We start from the raw sequence: 16,849 nt of genomic DNA, 5'->3' as shown, positions 1-16,849 counted from the left end.
GACTCGTTGATCGCAGTATGTGTCGCATTCGGCGATTTGACCGACTCTCAGGGGTCAGAGCGCTGATTTTGCTCGATTTTTTGGATCTTGGCTCCGGCGGTAGGGATCGAACCTACGACCAATTGATTAACAGTCAACTGCTCTACCGCTGAGCTACGCCGGAACACGTGGGCCGTATAGCAATGCGTTTGCGAGAGGTCCAGAGGATTTGTGACAAAAACTTCAACTGGCCCCCCGGGGGCGGGCGGGTAGGGCAAAGCGGGCGCCGGGGCCGAGCGGATCGAGGCAGTCGATGTGCAAGTTCTGTTTCAGATCAATGAGATGCGCCAGAACATTGCGCGCGGCGGCGGACATCAGAGGGGTGGGTGTGTCGGTATAGATGCGTGCTGCCAGAGCGCGTGCGCAGGCGGGGCCCTCCTGTAGGGCGTCAAGGATCGCGGCCTCGCGGGCGTCGCGATGTTCCAGCAGCCAGGCGATGCGCGCGGCGGGGTCGTCAACGGGCGCGCCGTGACCGGGCAGGAGGCGCGCGGCTCGCAGGCCCGAGAGCCGCGCGCAGGCGCTGCGGAACTGCGTCAGGTCGCCATCGGGCGGGGAGATCAGCGTACTCGCCCAGCCCATCACCAGATCGCCGCTGAAGACATCCCCGCCCGCCTGAAAGCTCATGTGATTGCCGAAATGTCCGGGCGTCCAATGGGCGGTGATCTGCCAGCCGTCGCCCGCCACCCGCTCGCCGTCGCACAGCACGAGATCGGGGGCGAAACCGGCATCCACCCCCTCGCCGCCGCCGATCCCGCCCGCCTCGGCCAGCCGTGCCATGACCGCGCTTCGGCCCGCCACTGCGTCCCCATAGGCCAGCACCGGCGCGCCGGTGACCACCGACAGCCGCGCGGCAAGCGGTGAATGGTCGAGATGGGCATGGGTCACGAAGATGTGGCTGACGCTCTGCCCCGGCCCGAGCGCGCCGAGGATCGCCGCGAGATGGGCCGGGTCGTCGGGGCCGGGGTCGATCACGGCAAGCGCCCGCGTGCCCAGGAGATAGGTATTCGTGCCCCAATGCGTCATCGGCGAGGGGTTCGGCGCGAGGATCGCGCGCACATCACCGCCCATCTCCCGCGCCACGCCCGCCGGGGGCGCGTTCTCACCGCTGGCCTGCATCGCTCTTCCTTCCGCGCCGTGCCCGGCGTAGGTTTAGCCATGATGCTTCGATGGCTCAAACCCTATCTGCCGCGCGGTCTGTTCGGGCGCACCGTGCTGAGCCTGCTCGTGCCGGTGGTGACGCTGTTGGTGGTGGTCTCGGTGGTGTTCGTGCAGCGCCATTTCGAGGGCGTGACCGAGCAGATGGTCGAGACGGTGGCGCGCGAGGTGCGGCTTGTGCGTGAGGCGGATGCGCCCGACGTCGCCACGACGCTCGGCATCACGATCCGGCCTGTGGCGGAGGCGGAGATCCCCGCGCGCGATTTCCGCCGGTGGTATGATTTCTCGGGTATCGTGGTGGTGCGCGAGATGCGGCGGCATTTCCCCGATCTGGCGGCGATCATATTGCCCGATGACCGCGATGTGCGGCTCTATTTTCCGGACAGCGCGGGCTTTATGGAGGTGGTGGTCAATCGCGGCCATGTCTCGGCGCGCCGTCCGCATCTGCTCTTCGTCAACCTGATGGTGGCGGGCGGGCTGATGACGCTGGTGGCCTTTCTCTATCTGCGGGCGCAGTTGCGTCCCATGACGCGGCTGGCCGAGGCGGCGGAGGCATTCGGACGCGGCAACCATGTGCCGTTCCGCCCCGGAGGTGCTACCGAGGTGCGCGCGGCGGGGCGTGCCTTTGTCGAGATGCGCGCGCGGATCGAGCGGCAGATCGAACAGCGCACGCTGATGCTCTCGGGCGTCAGCCATGACATGCGCACGCCGCTGACGCGGCTGCGGCTGGGACTGGCAATGATCGACGAGGACGAGGCCGCGCCGATGCTGCGCGATGTGGATGACATGCAGCGCCTTCTGGACGGCTTTCTCGACTTCGCGCGTGGCGCGCAGGAGAGCGCACCGGAGCCGGTCGATCCCGTTGCGCTGGTGCGGCAGGTGGTGGCCGACATGCAGCGCGCGGCGGTCGATGTGACCCTGCACGAGGCGGAGGGCGCGGGCGAGGTGGCCTTGCGGCCCCATGCGGTGCGGCGCGCGGTCGAGAACCTGATCACCAACGCCGTGCGCTACGGCACGCGCGCCGAGGTCTCGGTCTGGCTCGGTCCCAAGACGCTGCGCATCCGGGTCGAGGATGATGGGCCCGGCATCCCGCCCGAGCGGCGCGAGGAGGCGCTGCGCCCGTTCACGCGGCTCGAGCCCGCGCGCAACCAGAATCGCGGCACGGGCGTGGGGCTTGGCCTGTCGATCGTGATCGACGTGGCGCGTGCCCATGGCGGCACGCTGCGGCTGGGGGAAAGCGCGCGGATGGGCGGGCTCTGCGCGGATATCGTGATCGCGCGTTGAGCAGGTTCAGCCGGCGCGCCGCTCGTCGAAGCTGAGCGCGATGAAGCCGGGCAGGTGATCGCCCATGCCGACGACCCTCGGGCCGCTGTCGTCGCGGCGCTGGCCGCGGTTCTCCCGGCGCTCCTCGCCCCGGCTTTCGCCACGCTCCTTCGAGCGCGTCTCGGTGCGATTGGTCGGGCGCGTCTCGGTTTGCGCCGACGGGCGCGCCTCCTCGGCCCGCTCTTGCGGGACAACCTCGGCGGGCATGGCCTCTGGCGTCTCGGCGGGGGCTGCGTCCTTGCGCGAGACAGAGCGGCTGCGCGAGCGGCTTCGGCTGGGGCGCGGCGCGCGCTCGGGGGCCTCTTGGGGTGTGGTTTCGGGCGCAGGGGCGCTGCCGGCGGTCGGGTCGGGCAGGCGCGCGATCTCTCGCTGGATCAGCGCCTCGACGGCCGCGAGCGCCTTTTCGTCGCGTGGATTGCAGATCGTCAGCGCCTTGCCCGAGCGGCCCGCGCGACCGGTGCGGCCGATGCGGTGGACATAGTCCTCGGGGTGGCCCGGCACGTCGAAATTGATCACGTGGCTGACCGCGGGCACATCGAGCCCGCGCGCGGCCACGTCTGACGCCACGAGAAAGCGCAACTCGCCGGCGCGGAACCCATCGAGCGTGCGCGTGCGCTGGCTTTGTTCAAGATCGCCATGGATGGGCGCGGCGTCATAGCCGTATTTGGTGAGCGACTTGGCCACGATATCCACATCGACCTTGCGGTTGCAGAAGATGATCGCGTTGGAGCAGGCCGCGCCCTCGGCGTCGATCAGCGCGCGCAGCACGGCGCGCTTCTCGGCATCGGCCTTGTCGCGGCGCGAGGGCTTGATCATCACCACATGCTGTTCGATGGTCTCGCTCGCGGTCGCCTGACGGGCCACCTCGACACGGGCAGGGGACGTGAGGAACGTGTTGGTGATGCGCTCGATTTCGGGGGCCATGGTGGCCGAGAAAAACAATGTCTGCCGGGTGAAGGGCGTGAGCGAGAAAATCCGCTCGATATCGGGGATGAAGCCCATGTCGAGCATCCGGTCGGCCTCGTCCACCACCATGATCTGCACGCCGGTGAGCAAGAGCTTGCCGCGCTCGAAATGGTCGAGCAGGCGGCCCGGCGTGGCGATGAGAACGTCAACGCCCTTGTCGATGAGCTTGTCCTGTTCCTTGAAGCTGACGCCGCCGATGAGCAGCGCCTTGGTCAGCTTGAGATACTTGGAATAGGTGTCGAAATTCTCGGCCACCTGCGCGGCCAACTCGCGCGTGGGGCAGAGCACAAGGCTGCGCGGCATCCGCGCGCGCGCGCGCCCGCGCGCCAGAAGCGACAGCATCGGCAGCGTGAAACCGGCGGTCTTGCCGGTGCCGGTCTGGGCGATCCCGAGCACGTCGCGCCCTGCAAGTGCGGGCGGGATGGCATCGGCCTGAATCGGCGTGGGCGTGATGTAGCCGGCTTCTTCGACGGCCTTGAGAACTTTGGGGTTGAGGTTCAGATCGCTGAATGTGGTCATGTGTATCCGCTTTTTGCGGACACTGGTCTTGGCCCGCGCATCAGTCATGGGCGTGCGCAACCATTGCACAACCAGCCCCAATCGGGCCGCCCGCTGCGCCCGCCTTACAGCAAGCAGCGCGAGGGGTCAATGCGGGCGGACCCGGCGCGCATCGGTGAAGTGACGCGCGCGCTTGGCGTCAAGCTCAAGCGCGATGGCATGGAGGCGGCCGTGGGCCTCGAGCCGCGCGCGCAGGGCGGGCGTGGCGGTGCAGACCTCGGCGAAGAAAGCGCGCAAGCCGATCTCGCCGCCCTCGGCCTCGACATGCGCCAGCAGGTCATGGATCGGCAGCGCGCCCACGCTCGGCGGCTTTATGTCGGGCCGGTAAGCCCCTGCCGCGTGGCGATAGCGCAGGCGCGCGCGCCAGTCCTGCCAGTCATGGGCGTGCAGGTGACACAGGCGCGTCTCGGTCAGTTCTGCCGGGGTGTCATCCATCGCCTTGCCGCGAAAGGCGTTGTGGATGCGCAGGCTTGTGTCGGGCAGGCCGGTGCGGACAAAGACCTTGCCCGCCACATGGCTGAGAAACCCGCCGTTGAGATGCGCGCCGAAGGTCGGGTAAATCGCCGCCGTCTCTTCGGCGCGCGTCCCCGTCAGCCGTGCGCAGGACTTGAACCACTGCACGCCCTCGGGCGGTGGATCGTCCGGGTCGGGGGCGAATGCCTCGATGGGGCGGACGCGCGCGCTGAGGCAGTCCTCGGGCAGGGCGGCAAGCTGCGCGGGCAGGGGGGTGGCGGGCCAGAGGAATTCGTCCACGTCGATATGCGCGAGCCACGCCACGTCCGGGCGGCGATTGAGGCAATGCGTGGCGTTGAGGCTCTGACGCGGCTGATGCGCCTCGGGTCGGCCCTTGTTGCGGCGGCGCTGCCAATAGGCGTCATCGCACAGGATCACCCGGCATTTGGGATGGGCGCGCAACGCTGCCTCGGCCTCCGGGTTCGGGGCGTCGAGATAGACATGCACGCGATGCGCGCCCAGATCGAGATGATGGGCGGCAAAGCTCAGGATGTCGCGGGCCGGGGCCTTGATCGTGGCCACCACGCCCCATGTGGGCAGATCTGTCATGGCGCGAGGATGCGCGCGACCGGGCGCGGCGACAAGGGGGCTGTTGCGGTGAATGACCGGGTCCGGCCTGAAGCGGTCGTTGGAAGCCCCCGTGCGATCACGACCAGAGGCCGCGCGGGCGAAACGCCCGAATGGCACCAACAGGCCAAACTGTCCCCCGCGCCCGTCAGGTATCCGCCTGCGTCAGGGCCGCAGCAGGATCTTGCCGCGATGCCCGCCATCCTCCATCAGCCGATGCGCCTCGGCGGCCTCGGTCATCGGCAGGACGCGATGCGTCACCGGGCGCACCGCGCCGGTCCCGAAAAGCGGCCAGACGTCACGGCGCAGCGCCTGCGCCACGCGCGTCTTGAAGGCCTCGGGCCGGGAGCGCAGCGTCGATCCGGTGTAGCTGATCCGCTTGAGCATCACCGGCATGAGGTCGATCTCGACCTTCGAGCCGTGGTTGAAGGCCAGTTGAATGATCCGCGCATCATGGCGCGCCGCCTTGATGTTGCGCGCGACATAGTCGCCGCCGATGATGTCGAGGATGATATCCGCGCCGCCTGCCTCGCGGGTGACGGCGACGAAATCCTCGGTCCGGAAGTCGATCGCGCGGTCGGCCCCGAGGGAGGTCACGAAATCCGCTGCCGCCTCATCGCCGACCGTGGTCAGCACGCTTAGCCCCATCGCCTTGCCCAACTGGATCGCCGTCGATCCGATCCCGCCCGCGCCGCCATGGACAAGGAAGACGCCGCCCTCCGGCAGGCTGTGATCGAGAAACACGTTGCTCCAGACAGTAAAGAAGGTCTCGGGCAGGCCTGCCGCCTCGACCTCGTCCACGCCCTCGGGGATCGGCAGGCAATGGCTGCCATTCACCGCCACGAACTCGGCATAGCCGCCGCCATTCGTCAGCGCGCAGACGCGGTCGCCGGGGTGCCATTGGTCGATACCCTCGCCACAGGCGACCACCTCGCCCGCGACTTCGAGACCAAGCAGATCCGAGGCCCCCTTGGGTGCGGGGTAATGGCCCCGCCGCTGCACAAGGTCCGGGCCGTTCACGCCGGCAGCGGTGACGCGGATCAGGACCTCGCCCGCGCCGCAGGCGGGCAGGGGGCGGGTGCCGGGGATCAGAACCTGCGGACCGCCGGGGGCGGTCATTTCAATGACGCGCATGGTGTCGGGCAGGTCGCTCACCTTGTGGCCGCCGTGTCAGGGGTCCTGGCGGTGGCGCGCGCCACGGCCGCGACCACGTCATCGGCATGGGCCGCAATCTCGACCCAGGCGGCGCGCAGGCGCGCGATCTTGTCCGCCGCCGTGCCGCCCCCCAGAACCGAGAGCGTGCCCGCATGGCCCATCCGCCGCCCGCGCGGCGCGTGCCGCCCGACCACGAGGGCGACCACCGGCTTGCCGTAATCGACCGTTTCGAGATAGGCGGCGGCCTCTTCCTCGCCGCGCCCGCCGATCTCGCCGATGAGCACGACCGCCTCGGTTTCGGGATCGTCGCGGAACGCCTTGAGACACTCGACAAAGCCCACGCCATGCAGCGTGTCGCCGCCGATGCCCACGGTGGTCGATTGGCCCAGCCCGGCCTTGCTGCATTGCGCCAGGACCTCGGAGGTGAGCGAGGCCGAGCGTGAGGCGATGCCGATATGGCCGGGCAGGGCATTGACCGTGGGCATGACGCCGATCTTGCACTGTCCGGGGGTCAGGATGCCCTGGGAATTGGGGCCGATCAGAACCGTGTCGGTGCCGGCAAGCGCCTGTTTGACACGGCTCATGTCATGCTGCGGCACGCGCTCGGTCACGCAGACAACCACGCCGATCCCGGCCTCGATGGCCTCGATCATCGCAGGCCCGGCGTGCGTGGCGGGCACGATCACGAGGCTGGCATTGGCCTGTGTCGCCGCCACGGCCTCCGCGACCGTATCGAAAAGCGGCAGGCCGATATGGCTGCTGCCGCCCTTGCCGGGACGCACACCGCCCAGACAGGTCGTGCCATAGCGGATCGCCTCATCGGTGTAGAACGTGCCCGACCGCCCGGTCATGCCCTGCACGATGAGCCGCGTTTCGGAATTGACAAAGATCGCCATCAGCGTGTCCTCCCCTGACCTGCCAGCGCGACCACCCGGCCGATGGCGGCGGTGATCGTGTCGCAGCTTTCGACCGGCACCTTGCGGTCTCGCAGGATGCGGTGGCCCCAATCTGCATGTTTGCCGGACATGTAGGCAATGACCGGCAGTTTGCGCGCGGCCTTGGCATAGGCAAAATTCACCCCCTCCGCGACCGTATCGGCCGTGGTCATGCCGCCGCCATGGATCGTGAGCAGGATCGCCGTCACCCGACCGTCGCCCAGCAGGATCTCGATCCCGCGCGCCACGTCCATGCTGCTTGCGGTGGTGCGGATGTCCATGAAATTCGCAGGCTTGCCGCCCGCATCGACGATCATGTCATTGGTGGCAAGCCCCAGCCCTGCGCCATTGGCGACCACGCCGATATTGCCCTCGAGCCGCACGAGGTTGATGTTGTGCCGCGCCGCCGCCAGTTCATCGGCCGGGGCGGGGCGCTCGGCCACCATCGAGGCGAATTCGGGGCGGCGAAAGCCCGCGTTGGGGTCGATCGCCACCTTGGCGTCAACCGCGATCCATCGACCGTCCCGGGTGCGGGCAAAGGGGTTGATCTCCACCAGCGTCATGTCGTTGTCCATGAAGGCGCGGCGCGCGGCGAAAATCGCGTCAAGCGCGCCGTCCTGCGCCTCGGTGAGGCCGATGCCAGAGAGGAATTCCGCGATGCGCGCGCGCGCCCCGGCGCTGTCCTCGGGCAAGGCGCAGCCTTGCGCGATGCTCTCGTCCATCCGGGCGCGTTGCTCGAATTCCACCCCGCCCGCGCCCGAGGCCAAGAGCATGGGACCCCCGCTCGACGGATCGAGCGCGATGGCCACAAAGCAGCTTTGCGCGATGTCGATGGCCGCCTCGACAAGGATCAGATCCACGACCTCGCCCGCCGGTCCGGTCTGGTCGGTGACCAGAACCCCTCCGAGCAGACGCCCCGCTTCCTGCGCCACGGCAGAGGGGGTGGCGGCAAATCTTATGCCGCCCGCAAGACCGCGCCCGCCCGCGCCGATCTGGGCCTTGACCACGTATTTAGGGGCCTTGATCTCCTTGCAGAGGCGCTGCGCCTCCTCCGGGCTGCGGGCCTGATGTCCATCCGGGACCGAGACGCCATATTGTGCAAGCAATTCCTTGGACTGGTATTCCGCAAGAAACATGGGTCGTCTCCTCCTTTGCCCACTTTCTGTGGTATACCAGAAACCACAAGAAGTCAACGCCGCCGCGCGGGACAAGGTCCATGGGCGCGTCGGTCTTGTCCCTGGTCTCAGCCGATGGCCTTGAGCACGGCCTTGCCAAGCTCATGCGGCGGCCCGCAGGGGCGGTGCGTCCGGCGATGAAGCCTGCGGTCGGTTTCCAGCGGCCACGCTTTTTCTCGTCTTTCAGGAACTGCGCGGCCTCTTCTTCGGCCGAGCCGCCGTCTTCGCCTCGTCCGCGCGCAGAACAACGCGCCCATCCGAAACCGGATCCCCGTAAGCCCGCAAAAGCGCCTTCGCCTGATACGCGTGGATGATCATATGGGCTCCGTTCCGGGGTGAGGCGGCCGTGGCCGTTATTTTATCAGCGGCAACAATCGCTTGAAGGCCGGGGTTCCGGCGCGGCCCAGCCATTCGAAGACCACCATTTCGGTCGTGACGATGCCCGCGCCGCTGGCGCTCAGCCGCGCGATGCAGGCCTGTTCGCTTTCGATCGTGCGTGAGGCGGTCGCGTCCGAGACGACGAACACCTCGAACCCCGCCTCGATCAGGCTGGCGGCGGTCTGAACAACGCAGATATGCGCCTCCATTCCGGCGATGACCGCCTGCTTGCGCCCGAGCCCGTGAAAATGCGCCGCAAAGCCCGCATCTTCCATGCAGGAAAAATGCATCTTGGCAAGCACGGTGGTCCCCGGCCCCGGCGCGAGTTCGGGGACGGTATGGCCCAGCCCGGCGGGATATTGTTCGGTCATGATGACCGGCACGCCCATTTCCTCGGCGCTGGCCTTGAGGGTGCGGGTGTTGCGGATGGTCCGGGCCGGGGCCTGCATGGCGGGCACGAGACGTTCCTGCATGTCGATGATGACCAGCGCGCTGTCGGCGGCGCGAATGAGCATGACCTGTCTCCCCGGATACTGAAAAGCGGCTTGGCGTTGTGGCTGTGGTATGCCAGATACCACGTATATGACGGGCCATCAACAGCGATATGTCCGGGGGTGAAAACGGCGCGGGCATTCCGGCCCGGCGGGGGTGACAGATCGGAGGAAGGGGGGCGCTGCAACGCGGCAATCCGGCCCCCCCAGGGCGGCGGTCAACACCGGGCGACGATTGTCCCGCTAATGCAATTATATTGATTTTTATCAACGGTATGTGACGCGTTTCTCATGTCCTTTGTGCGTGCCGCCCTGTCGGGCCGCATAAAGGGGGTTTTCCTTTCGGAACAACGCCATCGCTGGCGCGCCGCGCCGCGCAAGATGCATTTGCGGCGACGATTTTTCAAAAAACGAATTGCCCGGTCGGGTCTGCTGGCTTATGGTATACCACGGGGCCACCGCATGTGCCCGGGGGCACGGGCGATGTTGGGGATGATAACATGAAGCTACGGCCGATTGCGTCGAATTTCACGCTCAAGGATCATGTCTACGAGAGGTTGCGCGAGGCGATCCTCGAGATGAACATCTATGAGGACGACGCCGATCTGCGCCTTGATGAGCGCACGCTGGCCGAGCAGTTGCAGATCTCCCGCACGCCGCTGCGCGATGCCATAGCGCGGCTCGAGGCGGACGGGCTGTTGACGGTTGTGCCCCGCAAGGGCGTGTTCCTGCAACGCAAGAGCCTTGAGGAAATCCTCGAGATGATCATCGCCTGGGCGGCGCTCGAGAGCATGGCCGCCCGTCTTGCCGCCGAACGTGCGAGCGACACCGAAATCGCAACGCTGCGCAAGATCGCCGAGAAATACCATGACGCCACATCGGCCACGCGGATCGCGGAATATTCCGACGACAACCTGACATTCCACCTGCACATCCTCGAAATCTCGCATTGCGCCCTGCTCAAGACCATGGCCGAGGGGGTGTTTTTGCATATCAAGGCCGTGCGCCTGCGCTCCATGTGGGAGGGCGACCGCGTCAAGCGGTCTGTCGTCGATCATGCCGAGATCATCGAGGCGCTCGAGCGTCGCGACGCCGAGGATGCCGCCAACAAGGTGCGCGAGCACACGATGCAACTGCATGACCACATCCGCAAGACCTGGGGCCGCCTGAACCTGACCCGCAACGCGACCCTGGAAACCCAAAACGCTGCCAATAGCTGATTGCCCGACCCCGTCCGCGACCGATGCCGCGGACCACTGGAAACCGGAGGACCGACATGGCCGTAGCCCACGCACCCGCAGCGCCGACTGAGCAGACAGATGACGTCACGGACGGCTTTCACCTGCTGATCGACGCGCTCAAGCTCAACGGGATCAAGACCATCTACAACGTGCCGGGCATCCCGATCACCGATCTGGGCCGCTATGCGCAGGCGCAGGGGATGCGGGTGATCTCGTTCCGTCACGAACAGCATGCGGGCTACGCCGCCTCCGTCGCGGGGTTCCTGACCAAGATGCCGGGCGTCTGCATGACCGTCTCGGCGCCGGGCTTCATGAACGGGCTCACGGCGCTGGCCAATGCCACCACGAATTGCTGGCCGATGATCCTGATTTCCGGCTCGTCGGAGCGCGAGATCGTCGATCTGGCGCAGGGCGATTACGAGGAGATGGACCAACTGGCCATGGCCAAGCCCTTCTGCAAGGCGGCTTACCGGCTGACCTATGCGCAGGATATCGGGATTGCCGTGGCGCGGGCGATCCGCTCGGCGGTGTCGGGGCGGCCCGGCGGCGTGTATCTCGATATTCCCGGCGCGATGCTGGGGCAGGTGGTGGATGCCGCCGAGGGGGCGCGCTCGCTCGTCAAGGTGATCGAGCCCGCGCAACGCCAGATCCCGGCGAAATCGGCCATCGACCGCGCCATCGCGGTGATGAAGGACGCGAAACGTCCGCTGATCGTGATCGGCAAGGGCGCGGCCTATGATCAATGTGACGATCTGATCCGCGAATTGGTGGAAAAATCGGGCTATCCGTTCCTGCCGATGTCCATGGCCAAGGGCCTGCTGCCCGACACCCATCCGCAATGCGCCGCCGCTGCGCGGTCGATGGTGCTCAAGGATTCGGACGTGGTCATCATGATGGGCGCGCGGATCAACTGGCTGCTCAGCCACGGCAAGGGCAAGCAATGGGGCGAGCCGGGGGCAAAACGCTTTGTCCAGATGGATATCGAGGCCGAGGAGATGGACTCGAACGTCGAGATTGCGGCCCCGATCGTAGGCGATATCGGGTCGTGCTGCGAGGCCCTGCTCAAGGCCATGGACGGGGCCGGGATCGCCCCGCCCAGGGACTGGCTCGATGCGGTCAACGCCAAGGCCACGGCCAACATGGAGAAAATGGCCGCGCGGCTGCGCAACAACAACGATCCGATGGATTATCACGGCGCGCTTGGCGTCATCAAGGACGCGATCAACGATCATCCCGACACGATCCTCGTCAACGAGGGGGCCAACACGCTCGATCAGTGCCGCTCGATCGTCAACATCCACAAGCCGCGCCACCGCATCGACGTGGGCACCTGGGGGGTGATGGGGATCGGCATGGGATCGGCCATCGCGGCGGCCATCGAGACCGGCAAGCGCGTGCTGGCGGTCGAGGGCGACAGCGCCTTCGGCTTCTGCGGCATGGAGATCGAGACGGTGTGCCGCTACAACCTGCCGATCTGCACGGTGGTGTTCAACAATGACGGCATCTATCGCGGCGATGGCGAGAACTGGGGCGGCGGCGACGATCCTGCGACCACGGTTTTCGTGAAAGGCGCGCGCTATGACATGATGATCGAGGCTTTTGGCGGCGTGGGTGTCATCGCCCGTTCGCCGGACGAACTGCGCAAGGCGGTGTATGAGGCGCTCGACACTGGCAAGCCCACCCTGATCAACGCGATGATCGACCCGGCGGCGGGCCGGGAAAGCGGCAATATCGGCAATCTGAACCCGCAATCGGTGGTGGCGCAGCGCCTCTATCCGCAGGCGCGCAAAGACTGATTTCAACCAACCGGGGCACGGTGAACGCGCCCACTTGGCCAAGAGACGGAGAGACACATGAAAGCCCTTGAAGGCGTCAAGATCCTCGACTTCACCCATGTGCAATCGGGTCCGACCTGCACGCAGTTGCTGGCGTGGTTCGGCGCCGACGTGATCAAGGTGGAGCGTCCCGGCGTGGGCGACGCCACCCGCAAGCAACTGGTGGATGTGCCGGGGGCCGACAGCCTTTATTTCACCATGCTCAACCACAACAAGCGCTCGATCGAGCTCAACCCCAAGACCGAGGCGGGCAAGGCGGTGCTGACCCGTCTGATCGAGACCTGCGATGTGCTGGTCGAGAATTTCGCGCCCGGCGCGCTTGACCGGATGGGGTTTTCCTGGGAGCGGATTCAGGAAATCAACCCGCGCCTCATCATGGCCTCGGTCAAGGGTTTCGGTCCCGGCAAATACGAGGATTGCAAGGTCTATGAGAACGTCGCGCAATGCGCGGGCGGTGCGGCTTCGACCACCGGCTTTCTCGATGGCCCGCCCTTGGTGACCGGCGCGCAGATCGGCGACAGCGGCACCGGGCTGCATCTGGCGCTTGGCATCGTCACGGCGCTTTATCAGCGCGAGCGTTCGGGCCGGGGGCAGAAGGTGCTGGCACCGATGCAGGACGGGGTGATCAACCTTTGCCGGGTCAAGCTGCGCGATCAGCAGCGCCTCGCCGCCGGGCCGCTCACCGAATATTCGCAACATGGCAAGGGCATTCCGTTTGGCGATGCCACGCCGCGCGCGGGCAACGATTCGGGCGGTGGCCAGCCGGGGCGCATCCTCAAGTGCAAGGGCTGGGAGACCGACCCCAACGCCTATACCTATTTCATCACGCAGGCCGCCGTCTGGGAAAAGGTCTGCGACGTGATCGGCGCACCCGAGTGGAAGGACGCGCCCGGTTATGCCACCCCGCCCGAGCGGCTGGACAAGCTTGACGAGATCTTCGGGCGTATCGAAGAATGGACCATGACCAAGACCAAGTTCGAGGTGATGGATATCTGCAATCCGCTCGATATCCCGGTGGGGCCGATCCTGTCCACCAAGGAGATCATGGAGGACGAGGGCCTGCGCGCGACCGGCACGATCGTCGATGTCGATCACCCGACGCGCGGGCGCTACACCTCGGTCGGCTGCCCCATCAAGCTCAGCGACAGCCCCGTCGAGGTGACGCGCTCGCCGCTTCTGGGAGAGCATACCGAGGAAATCCTGCGCGACGTACTCGGCTATGACGGGGAGGAACTGGCCGGCATCCTGGAGTCAGGCGCGGTCGGGAGTGCGAGGACGGCAGCCGAATAATGAAGCCGTGAGGGCAGGGCGCGGCGCAGGCCGGCCCGCCGCACGGACGGGAGGACGAGATGAGACTTATCGTGATGGGGCAGCAGGCCTTTGGCAAGGATGTGTTGGCCAGGCTTCTCGAGACCGGGACGGACGAGGTGGTTGCCGTCTACTGCGAGCCGGACCGGGACGGCAAGCCGGTCGATCCGGTCAAGGAACTGGCGCTTGAGACGGGTCTGCCGGTCCATCAGCCGGCCAATTTCGACGATCCCGCCACGCTTGCGCAACTGGCCGCGCACAAGGCCGACCTGATGATCATGGCCTTTGTCAACGTCTTCGTGCCCGAGGCCGCGCGCGACACGCCGACTCATGGCTCGATCTGCTTTCACCCCTCGCTTCTGCCGCTGCATCGCGGGCCGTCGGCGGTCAACTGGCCGATCATCATGGGGGCCACCAGATCGGGTTATTCGTGGTTCTACCCCTCCGACGGGCTGGACGAGGGCGACAGCCTTCTGCAATGGGAATGCGAGATCGGCCCGGACGACACCGTGATCGACCTTTATTTCAAGAAGATATACCCGCACGCGGTCGAGAGCGTGCTGACGGTCTGCGACCTCTACCGCTCGGGCAATCCGCCGCGCATCGTGCCGGATGAGAGCCGCGCGACCTATGAGCGCCGGTGCACCCGCACTCACGCGCGCATCGAATGGCACCGCCCGGTCAAACAGGTCTATGACCTCATTCGCGGCACCAATCCCGCGCCGGGGGCCTGGACCACGCTCGACGGGGCCGAGGTGGATATCTTCGACTGCGCCCTTGTGCCGGGTGACGGCATATCGGGCCGCGTGCGCGAGATAACCGACGACGGCGTTGCGGTGCAATGCGTGGGAGGTCGCATCCTGATCAAGCGGGTGCGGCCCAAGGGCGGGGCCAAGATGCCCGCGTCCGAATGGGCGGGCGCCGCCGGGCTGGCCACCGGGGCCACCCTTGGAACCTGAAAACCGTAGAAACCTGATGGGAACACAATATGTCTGACATCGAAATTGCACGCGCCGCGACCAAGAAGCCCATTCAGGAGATCGGTGCCAAGCTGGGCATCCCGAGCGAGCACCTGCTGCCCTTCGGCCATGACAAGGCCAAGGTCTCGGAAGACTTCATCAAGTCGCTTTCCGGGCGCAAGAACGGCCATCTTGTCCTTGTCACGGCGATCAACCCCACGCCGGCGGGCGAGGGCAAGACCACCACCACCGTGGGTCTGGGCGACGGTCTCAACGCCATCGGCAAGAAGGCGGCCGTGTGCATCCGCGAGGCCAGCCTCGGGCCGTGCTTCGGCATGAAGGGCGGGGCCGCGGGCGGCGGCTATGCCCAAGTGGTGCCGATGGAGGAGATGAACCTTCATTTCACCGGCGATTTCCACGCCATCACCAGCGCCCACAACCTGCTGGCGGCGATGCTGGACAATCATATCTACTGGGGCAACGAGCAGGAAATCGACATCCGCCGCGTGGTCTATCGCCGCGTCATGGACATGAACGACCGCGCCCTGCGCGAGATCGTGTGCAACCTCGGCGGCGTGGCCAACGGCTTCCCGCGCGAGAGCGGGTTTGACATCACCGTGGCCTCCGAGGTCATGGCAATCCTGTGTCTGGCCACCGATCTGGCGGACCTCGAAAAACGTCTGGGCGATATCATCGTGGCCTATCGCCGCGACAAGACGCCGGTCTATTGCCGGGACATCAAGGCCGACGGCGCGATGACCGTGCTCTTGCAGCAGGCGATGCAGCCCAATCTTGTGCAGACGCTGGAGAACAATCCGGCCTTCGTGCATGGCGGGCCCTTCGCCAATATCGCGCATGGCTGCAACTCTGTCGTGGCGACAACGACGGCGCTCAAGCTGGCGGATTACGTGGTCACGGAGGCGGGCTTTGGTGCCGATCTCGGGGCCGAGAAGTTCATGAACATCAAGTGCCGCAAGGCGGGGCTTGCCCCCGAGGCGGTGGTGATCGTGGCCACGGTGCGCGCGATGAAGATGAACGGCGGCGTGGCCAAGGCCGATCTGGGTGCCGAGAACGTGGCGGCGGTCAAGGCGGGCTGTCCGAACCTTGGGCGCCATATCGAGAACCTGGCGAAATTCGGCGTGCCGGTGGTGGTGGCCATCAACCATTTCGTCACCGATACCGAGGCCGAGGTTCAGGCTGTCAAGGAGTTCGTGGCAAGCCAGGGGGCCGAGGCGGTGCTGTGCAAGCACTGGGCCCAAGGCTCCAAGGGCACAGAGGAACTGGCGCGCAAGGTGGTCGCGCTGGTCGAGGGCGGATCGGCCAAATATGCGCCGCTCTATCCCGACGAGATGCCGCTCTTTCAGAAGATCGAGACCATCGCCCGGGAAATCTACCGCGCCGACGAGGTGGTGGCGGATGCGAAAATCCGCAACCAGCTCAAGGAGTGGGAGGATCAGGGCTATGGCAACCTGCCCGTGTGCATGGCCAAGACGCAATACAGCTTTACCACCGATCCCAACCGGCGTGGCGCGCCCGACGGGCACAGCCTGCCGGTGCGCGAGGTGCGGCTGTCGGCGGGGGCAGGATTTGTCGTGGTGATCTGCGGCGAGATCATGACCATGCCGGGCCTGCCCAAGGTGCCCTCGGCGGAGGCGATCCGCATCAATGAAGACGGCCTTATCGACGGGTTGTTCTGATCATGGACCGGTCATCGCTCCATACCATTCTGATGCCGATGCGCGATGACGGGCTGGGGGCGGTCATCTTTGCTCATGCCGCCGCGCTGGCCAAGCGGTTCAACGCCCATGTCCGGGTGGTCCATTCCCACCCGAGGCCAGAGGACATGATGCCTTACGGCGTGGTGATCCCCACCTTCCTGCGCAAGCAACTGGCAGAGGCCAGCCGCAAGCGCGCGGATTACGAAGAAGGCCATCGCCGCACCGCGTTTCTCAAGGAGGCTGCGCGCCACGGCATCAGCGTGGAGCCGCGTGCCCCCGGCAAGCCCACAGCGGCGTTCCGCGAATATGAGGGCAAGCAGGCCGAGGTGGTGCGCCATTACGGCCGTCTGGCGGATCTCATCTGCGTGGCCAAGCCCAGCAAGGAGGAGAACCTGGGCTACAACACGTTGAAATCGGCGCTCTTCACCTCCGGGCGGCCGGTTCTGGTCTGCGCCGAGACCGAAGAGGTATCCGCCGATATCGGCCGCCATGTGGCGATCGGCTGAAACGGGTCGCTCGAGGCGTCGCGCGCG

General features: G+C 66.4%; 14 protein-coding genes, 1 tRNA gene and 1 pseudogene. 7 read left to right on the top strand and 9 right to left on the bottom strand.

The window, feature by feature from the left end; all coding sequences use genetic code 11:
* Positions 1-88: 88 nt before the first annotated feature.
* A tRNA-Asn gene (locus ABIE57_RS07905) sits at positions 89-163 on the bottom strand.
* Positions 164-222: 59 nt separating this feature from the next.
* Entirely contained in the window at positions 223-1,155 is a 933-nt protein-coding gene (locus ABIE57_RS07900) for an MBL fold metallo-hydrolase (RefSeq protein ID WP_354538456.1), read from the bottom strand.
* Between the two features lie 39 nt (positions 1,156-1,194).
* Here ABIE57_RS07900 and ABIE57_RS07895 point away from each other — a divergent pair, with 39 nt between their 5' ends.
* Entirely contained in the window at positions 1,195-2,478 is a 1,284-nt protein-coding gene (locus tag ABIE57_RS07895) for an ATP-binding protein (RefSeq protein ID WP_354538455.1), read from the top strand.
* 6 nt (positions 2,479-2,484) lie between these two features.
* On the opposite strand, the gene ABIE57_RS07890 is transcribed toward ABIE57_RS07895, so the two are convergent.
* From ABIE57_RS07890 to ABIE57_RS07860, 7 genes and pseudogenes are all read right to left on the bottom strand, one after another.
* Complete coding sequence (locus tag ABIE57_RS07890) at positions 2,485-4,002, bottom strand: DEAD/DEAH box helicase (RefSeq protein ID WP_354538454.1); 1,518 nt, start codon at positions 4,000-4,002, stop codon at positions 2,485-2,487.
* Positions 4,003-4,128: 126 nt separating this feature from the next.
* The gene (locus ABIE57_RS07885; protein ID WP_354538453.1) at positions 4,129-5,103 is read right to left on the bottom strand and encodes a glycosyltransferase family 2 protein; all 975 of its coding nucleotides are present in this window, start codon (positions 5,101-5,103) and stop codon (positions 4,129-4,131) included.
* Between the two features lie 183 nt (positions 5,104-5,286).
* Positions 5,287-6,255: an NAD(P)H-quinone oxidoreductase gene (locus tag ABIE57_RS07880; RefSeq protein ID WP_354538480.1), complete on the bottom strand. Its 969-nt coding sequence runs from the start codon at positions 6,253-6,255 to the stop codon at positions 5,287-5,289.
* Positions 6,256-6,272: 17 nt separating this feature from the next.
* Positions 6,273-7,172, bottom strand: coding sequence for a succinate--CoA ligase subunit alpha (locus tag ABIE57_RS07875; RefSeq protein ID WP_354538452.1), 900 nt, complete (start codon positions 7,170-7,172; stop codon positions 6,273-6,275).
* Complete coding sequence (locus ABIE57_RS07870) at positions 7,172-8,347, bottom strand: succinate--CoA ligase subunit beta (protein ID WP_354538451.1); 1,176 nt, start codon at positions 8,345-8,347, stop codon at positions 7,172-7,174. The genes ABIE57_RS07875 and ABIE57_RS07870 overlap by 1 nt, the downstream gene beginning before the upstream one ends.
* Before the next feature lie 133 nt (positions 8,348-8,480).
* Positions 8,481-8,615 (bottom strand): annotated as a pseudogene (locus ABIE57_RS07865) (succinate--CoA ligase subunit alpha); the annotation flags it as partial.
* Between the two features lie 124 nt (positions 8,616-8,739).
* The gene (locus tag ABIE57_RS07860; RefSeq protein WP_354538450.1) at positions 8,740-9,279 is read right to left on the bottom strand and encodes a hydrolase; all 540 of its coding nucleotides are present in this window, start codon (positions 9,277-9,279) and stop codon (positions 8,740-8,742) included.
* A gap of 476 nt (positions 9,280-9,755) precedes the next feature.
* Between ABIE57_RS07860 and ABIE57_RS07855 the strand changes: the two genes are divergently transcribed.
* Genes ABIE57_RS07855 through ABIE57_RS07830 form a run of 6 tightly spaced genes read left to right on the top strand, consistent with a single transcriptional unit; the run spans position 9,756 to position 16,822 of the window.
* Positions 9,756-10,475 (top strand): GntR family transcriptional regulator, encoded by a 720-nt coding sequence (locus ABIE57_RS07855; RefSeq protein ID WP_354538449.1) that lies wholly within the window; start codon positions 9,756-9,758, stop codon positions 10,473-10,475.
* Positions 10,476-10,531: 56 nt separating this feature from the next.
* The gene (gene oxc / locus ABIE57_RS07850; RefSeq protein ID WP_354538448.1) at positions 10,532-12,292 is read left to right on the top strand and encodes an oxalyl-CoA decarboxylase; all 1,761 of its coding nucleotides are present in this window, start codon (positions 10,532-10,534) and stop codon (positions 12,290-12,292) included.
* 57 nt (positions 12,293-12,349) lie between these two features.
* Entirely contained in the window at positions 12,350-13,621 is a 1,272-nt protein-coding gene (gene frc, locus ABIE57_RS07845; protein WP_354538447.1) for a formyl-CoA transferase, read from the top strand.
* A 59-nt stretch (positions 13,622-13,680) separates the two neighbouring features.
* On the top strand, positions 13,681-14,598 hold the full coding sequence (locus ABIE57_RS07840) for a methionyl-tRNA formyltransferase (protein WP_354538446.1): 918 nt from the start codon (positions 13,681-13,683) through the stop codon (positions 14,596-14,598).
* A 29-nt stretch (positions 14,599-14,627) separates the two neighbouring features.
* The gene (locus tag ABIE57_RS07835; protein WP_354538445.1) at positions 14,628-16,295 is read left to right on the top strand and encodes a formate--tetrahydrofolate ligase; all 1,668 of its coding nucleotides are present in this window, start codon (positions 14,628-14,630) and stop codon (positions 16,293-16,295) included.
* Positions 16,296-16,297: 2 nt separating this feature from the next.
* A complete protein-coding gene (locus ABIE57_RS07830) occupies positions 16,298-16,822 on the top strand; it encodes a putative universal stress family protein (protein ID WP_354538444.1) in 525 nt (174 codons plus the stop codon).
* Positions 16,823-16,849 lie beyond the last annotated feature (27 nt).

It is taken from the genome of Roseovarius sp. MBR-6 (assembly GCF_040547525.1).
GTDB lineage: Bacteria > Pseudomonadota > Alphaproteobacteria > Rhodobacterales > Rhodobacteraceae > Roseovarius.
The sequence above is the reverse complement of the archived record's forward strand: the minus strand, read 5'-3'. Positions and strand labels throughout refer to the sequence as shown.

Coding starts and splice junctions, on each gene's coding strand:
- ABIE57_RS07870 (WP_354538451.1), bottom strand. CDS start 8,347: ATGTTTCTTGCGGAATACCAGTCCAAGGAATTGCTTGCACAATATGGC.
- ABIE57_RS07885 (WP_354538453.1), bottom strand. CDS start 5,103: ATGACAGATCTGCCCACATGGGGCGTGGTGGCCACGATCAAGGCCCCG.
- oxc (WP_354538448.1), top strand. CDS start 10,532: ATGGCCGTAGCCCACGCACCCGCAGCGCCGACTGAGCAGACAGATGAC.
- ABIE57_RS07900 (WP_354538456.1), bottom strand. CDS start 1,155: ATGCAGGCCAGCGGTGAGAACGCGCCCCCGGCGGGCGTGGCGCGGGAG.
- ABIE57_RS07840 (WP_354538446.1), top strand. CDS start 13,681: ATGAGACTTATCGTGATGGGGCAGCAGGCCTTTGGCAAGGATGTGTTG.
- ABIE57_RS07835 (WP_354538445.1), top strand. CDS start 14,628: ATGTCTGACATCGAAATTGCACGCGCCGCGACCAAGAAGCCCATTCAG.
- ABIE57_RS07895 (WP_354538455.1), top strand. CDS start 1,195: ATGATGCTTCGATGGCTCAAACCCTATCTGCCGCGCGGTCTGTTCGGG.
- ABIE57_RS07890 (WP_354538454.1), bottom strand. CDS start 4,002: ATGACCACATTCAGCGATCTGAACCTCAACCCCAAAGTTCTCAAGGCC.
- ABIE57_RS07875 (WP_354538452.1), bottom strand. CDS start 7,172: ATGGCGATCTTTGTCAATTCCGAAACGCGGCTCATCGTGCAGGGCATG.
- ABIE57_RS07855 (WP_354538449.1), top strand. CDS start 9,756: ATGAAGCTACGGCCGATTGCGTCGAATTTCACGCTCAAGGATCATGTC.
- ABIE57_RS07860 (WP_354538450.1), bottom strand. CDS start 9,279: ATGCTCATTCGCGCCGCCGACAGCGCGCTGGTCATCATCGACATGCAG.
- frc (WP_354538447.1), top strand. CDS start 12,350: ATGAAAGCCCTTGAAGGCGTCAAGATCCTCGACTTCACCCATGTGCAA.
- ABIE57_RS07880 (WP_354538480.1), bottom strand. CDS start 6,255: ATGCGCGTCATTGAAATGACCGCCCCCGGCGGTCCGCAGGTTCTGATC.
- ABIE57_RS07830 (WP_354538444.1), top strand. CDS start 16,298: ATGGACCGGTCATCGCTCCATACCATTCTGATGCCGATGCGCGATGAC.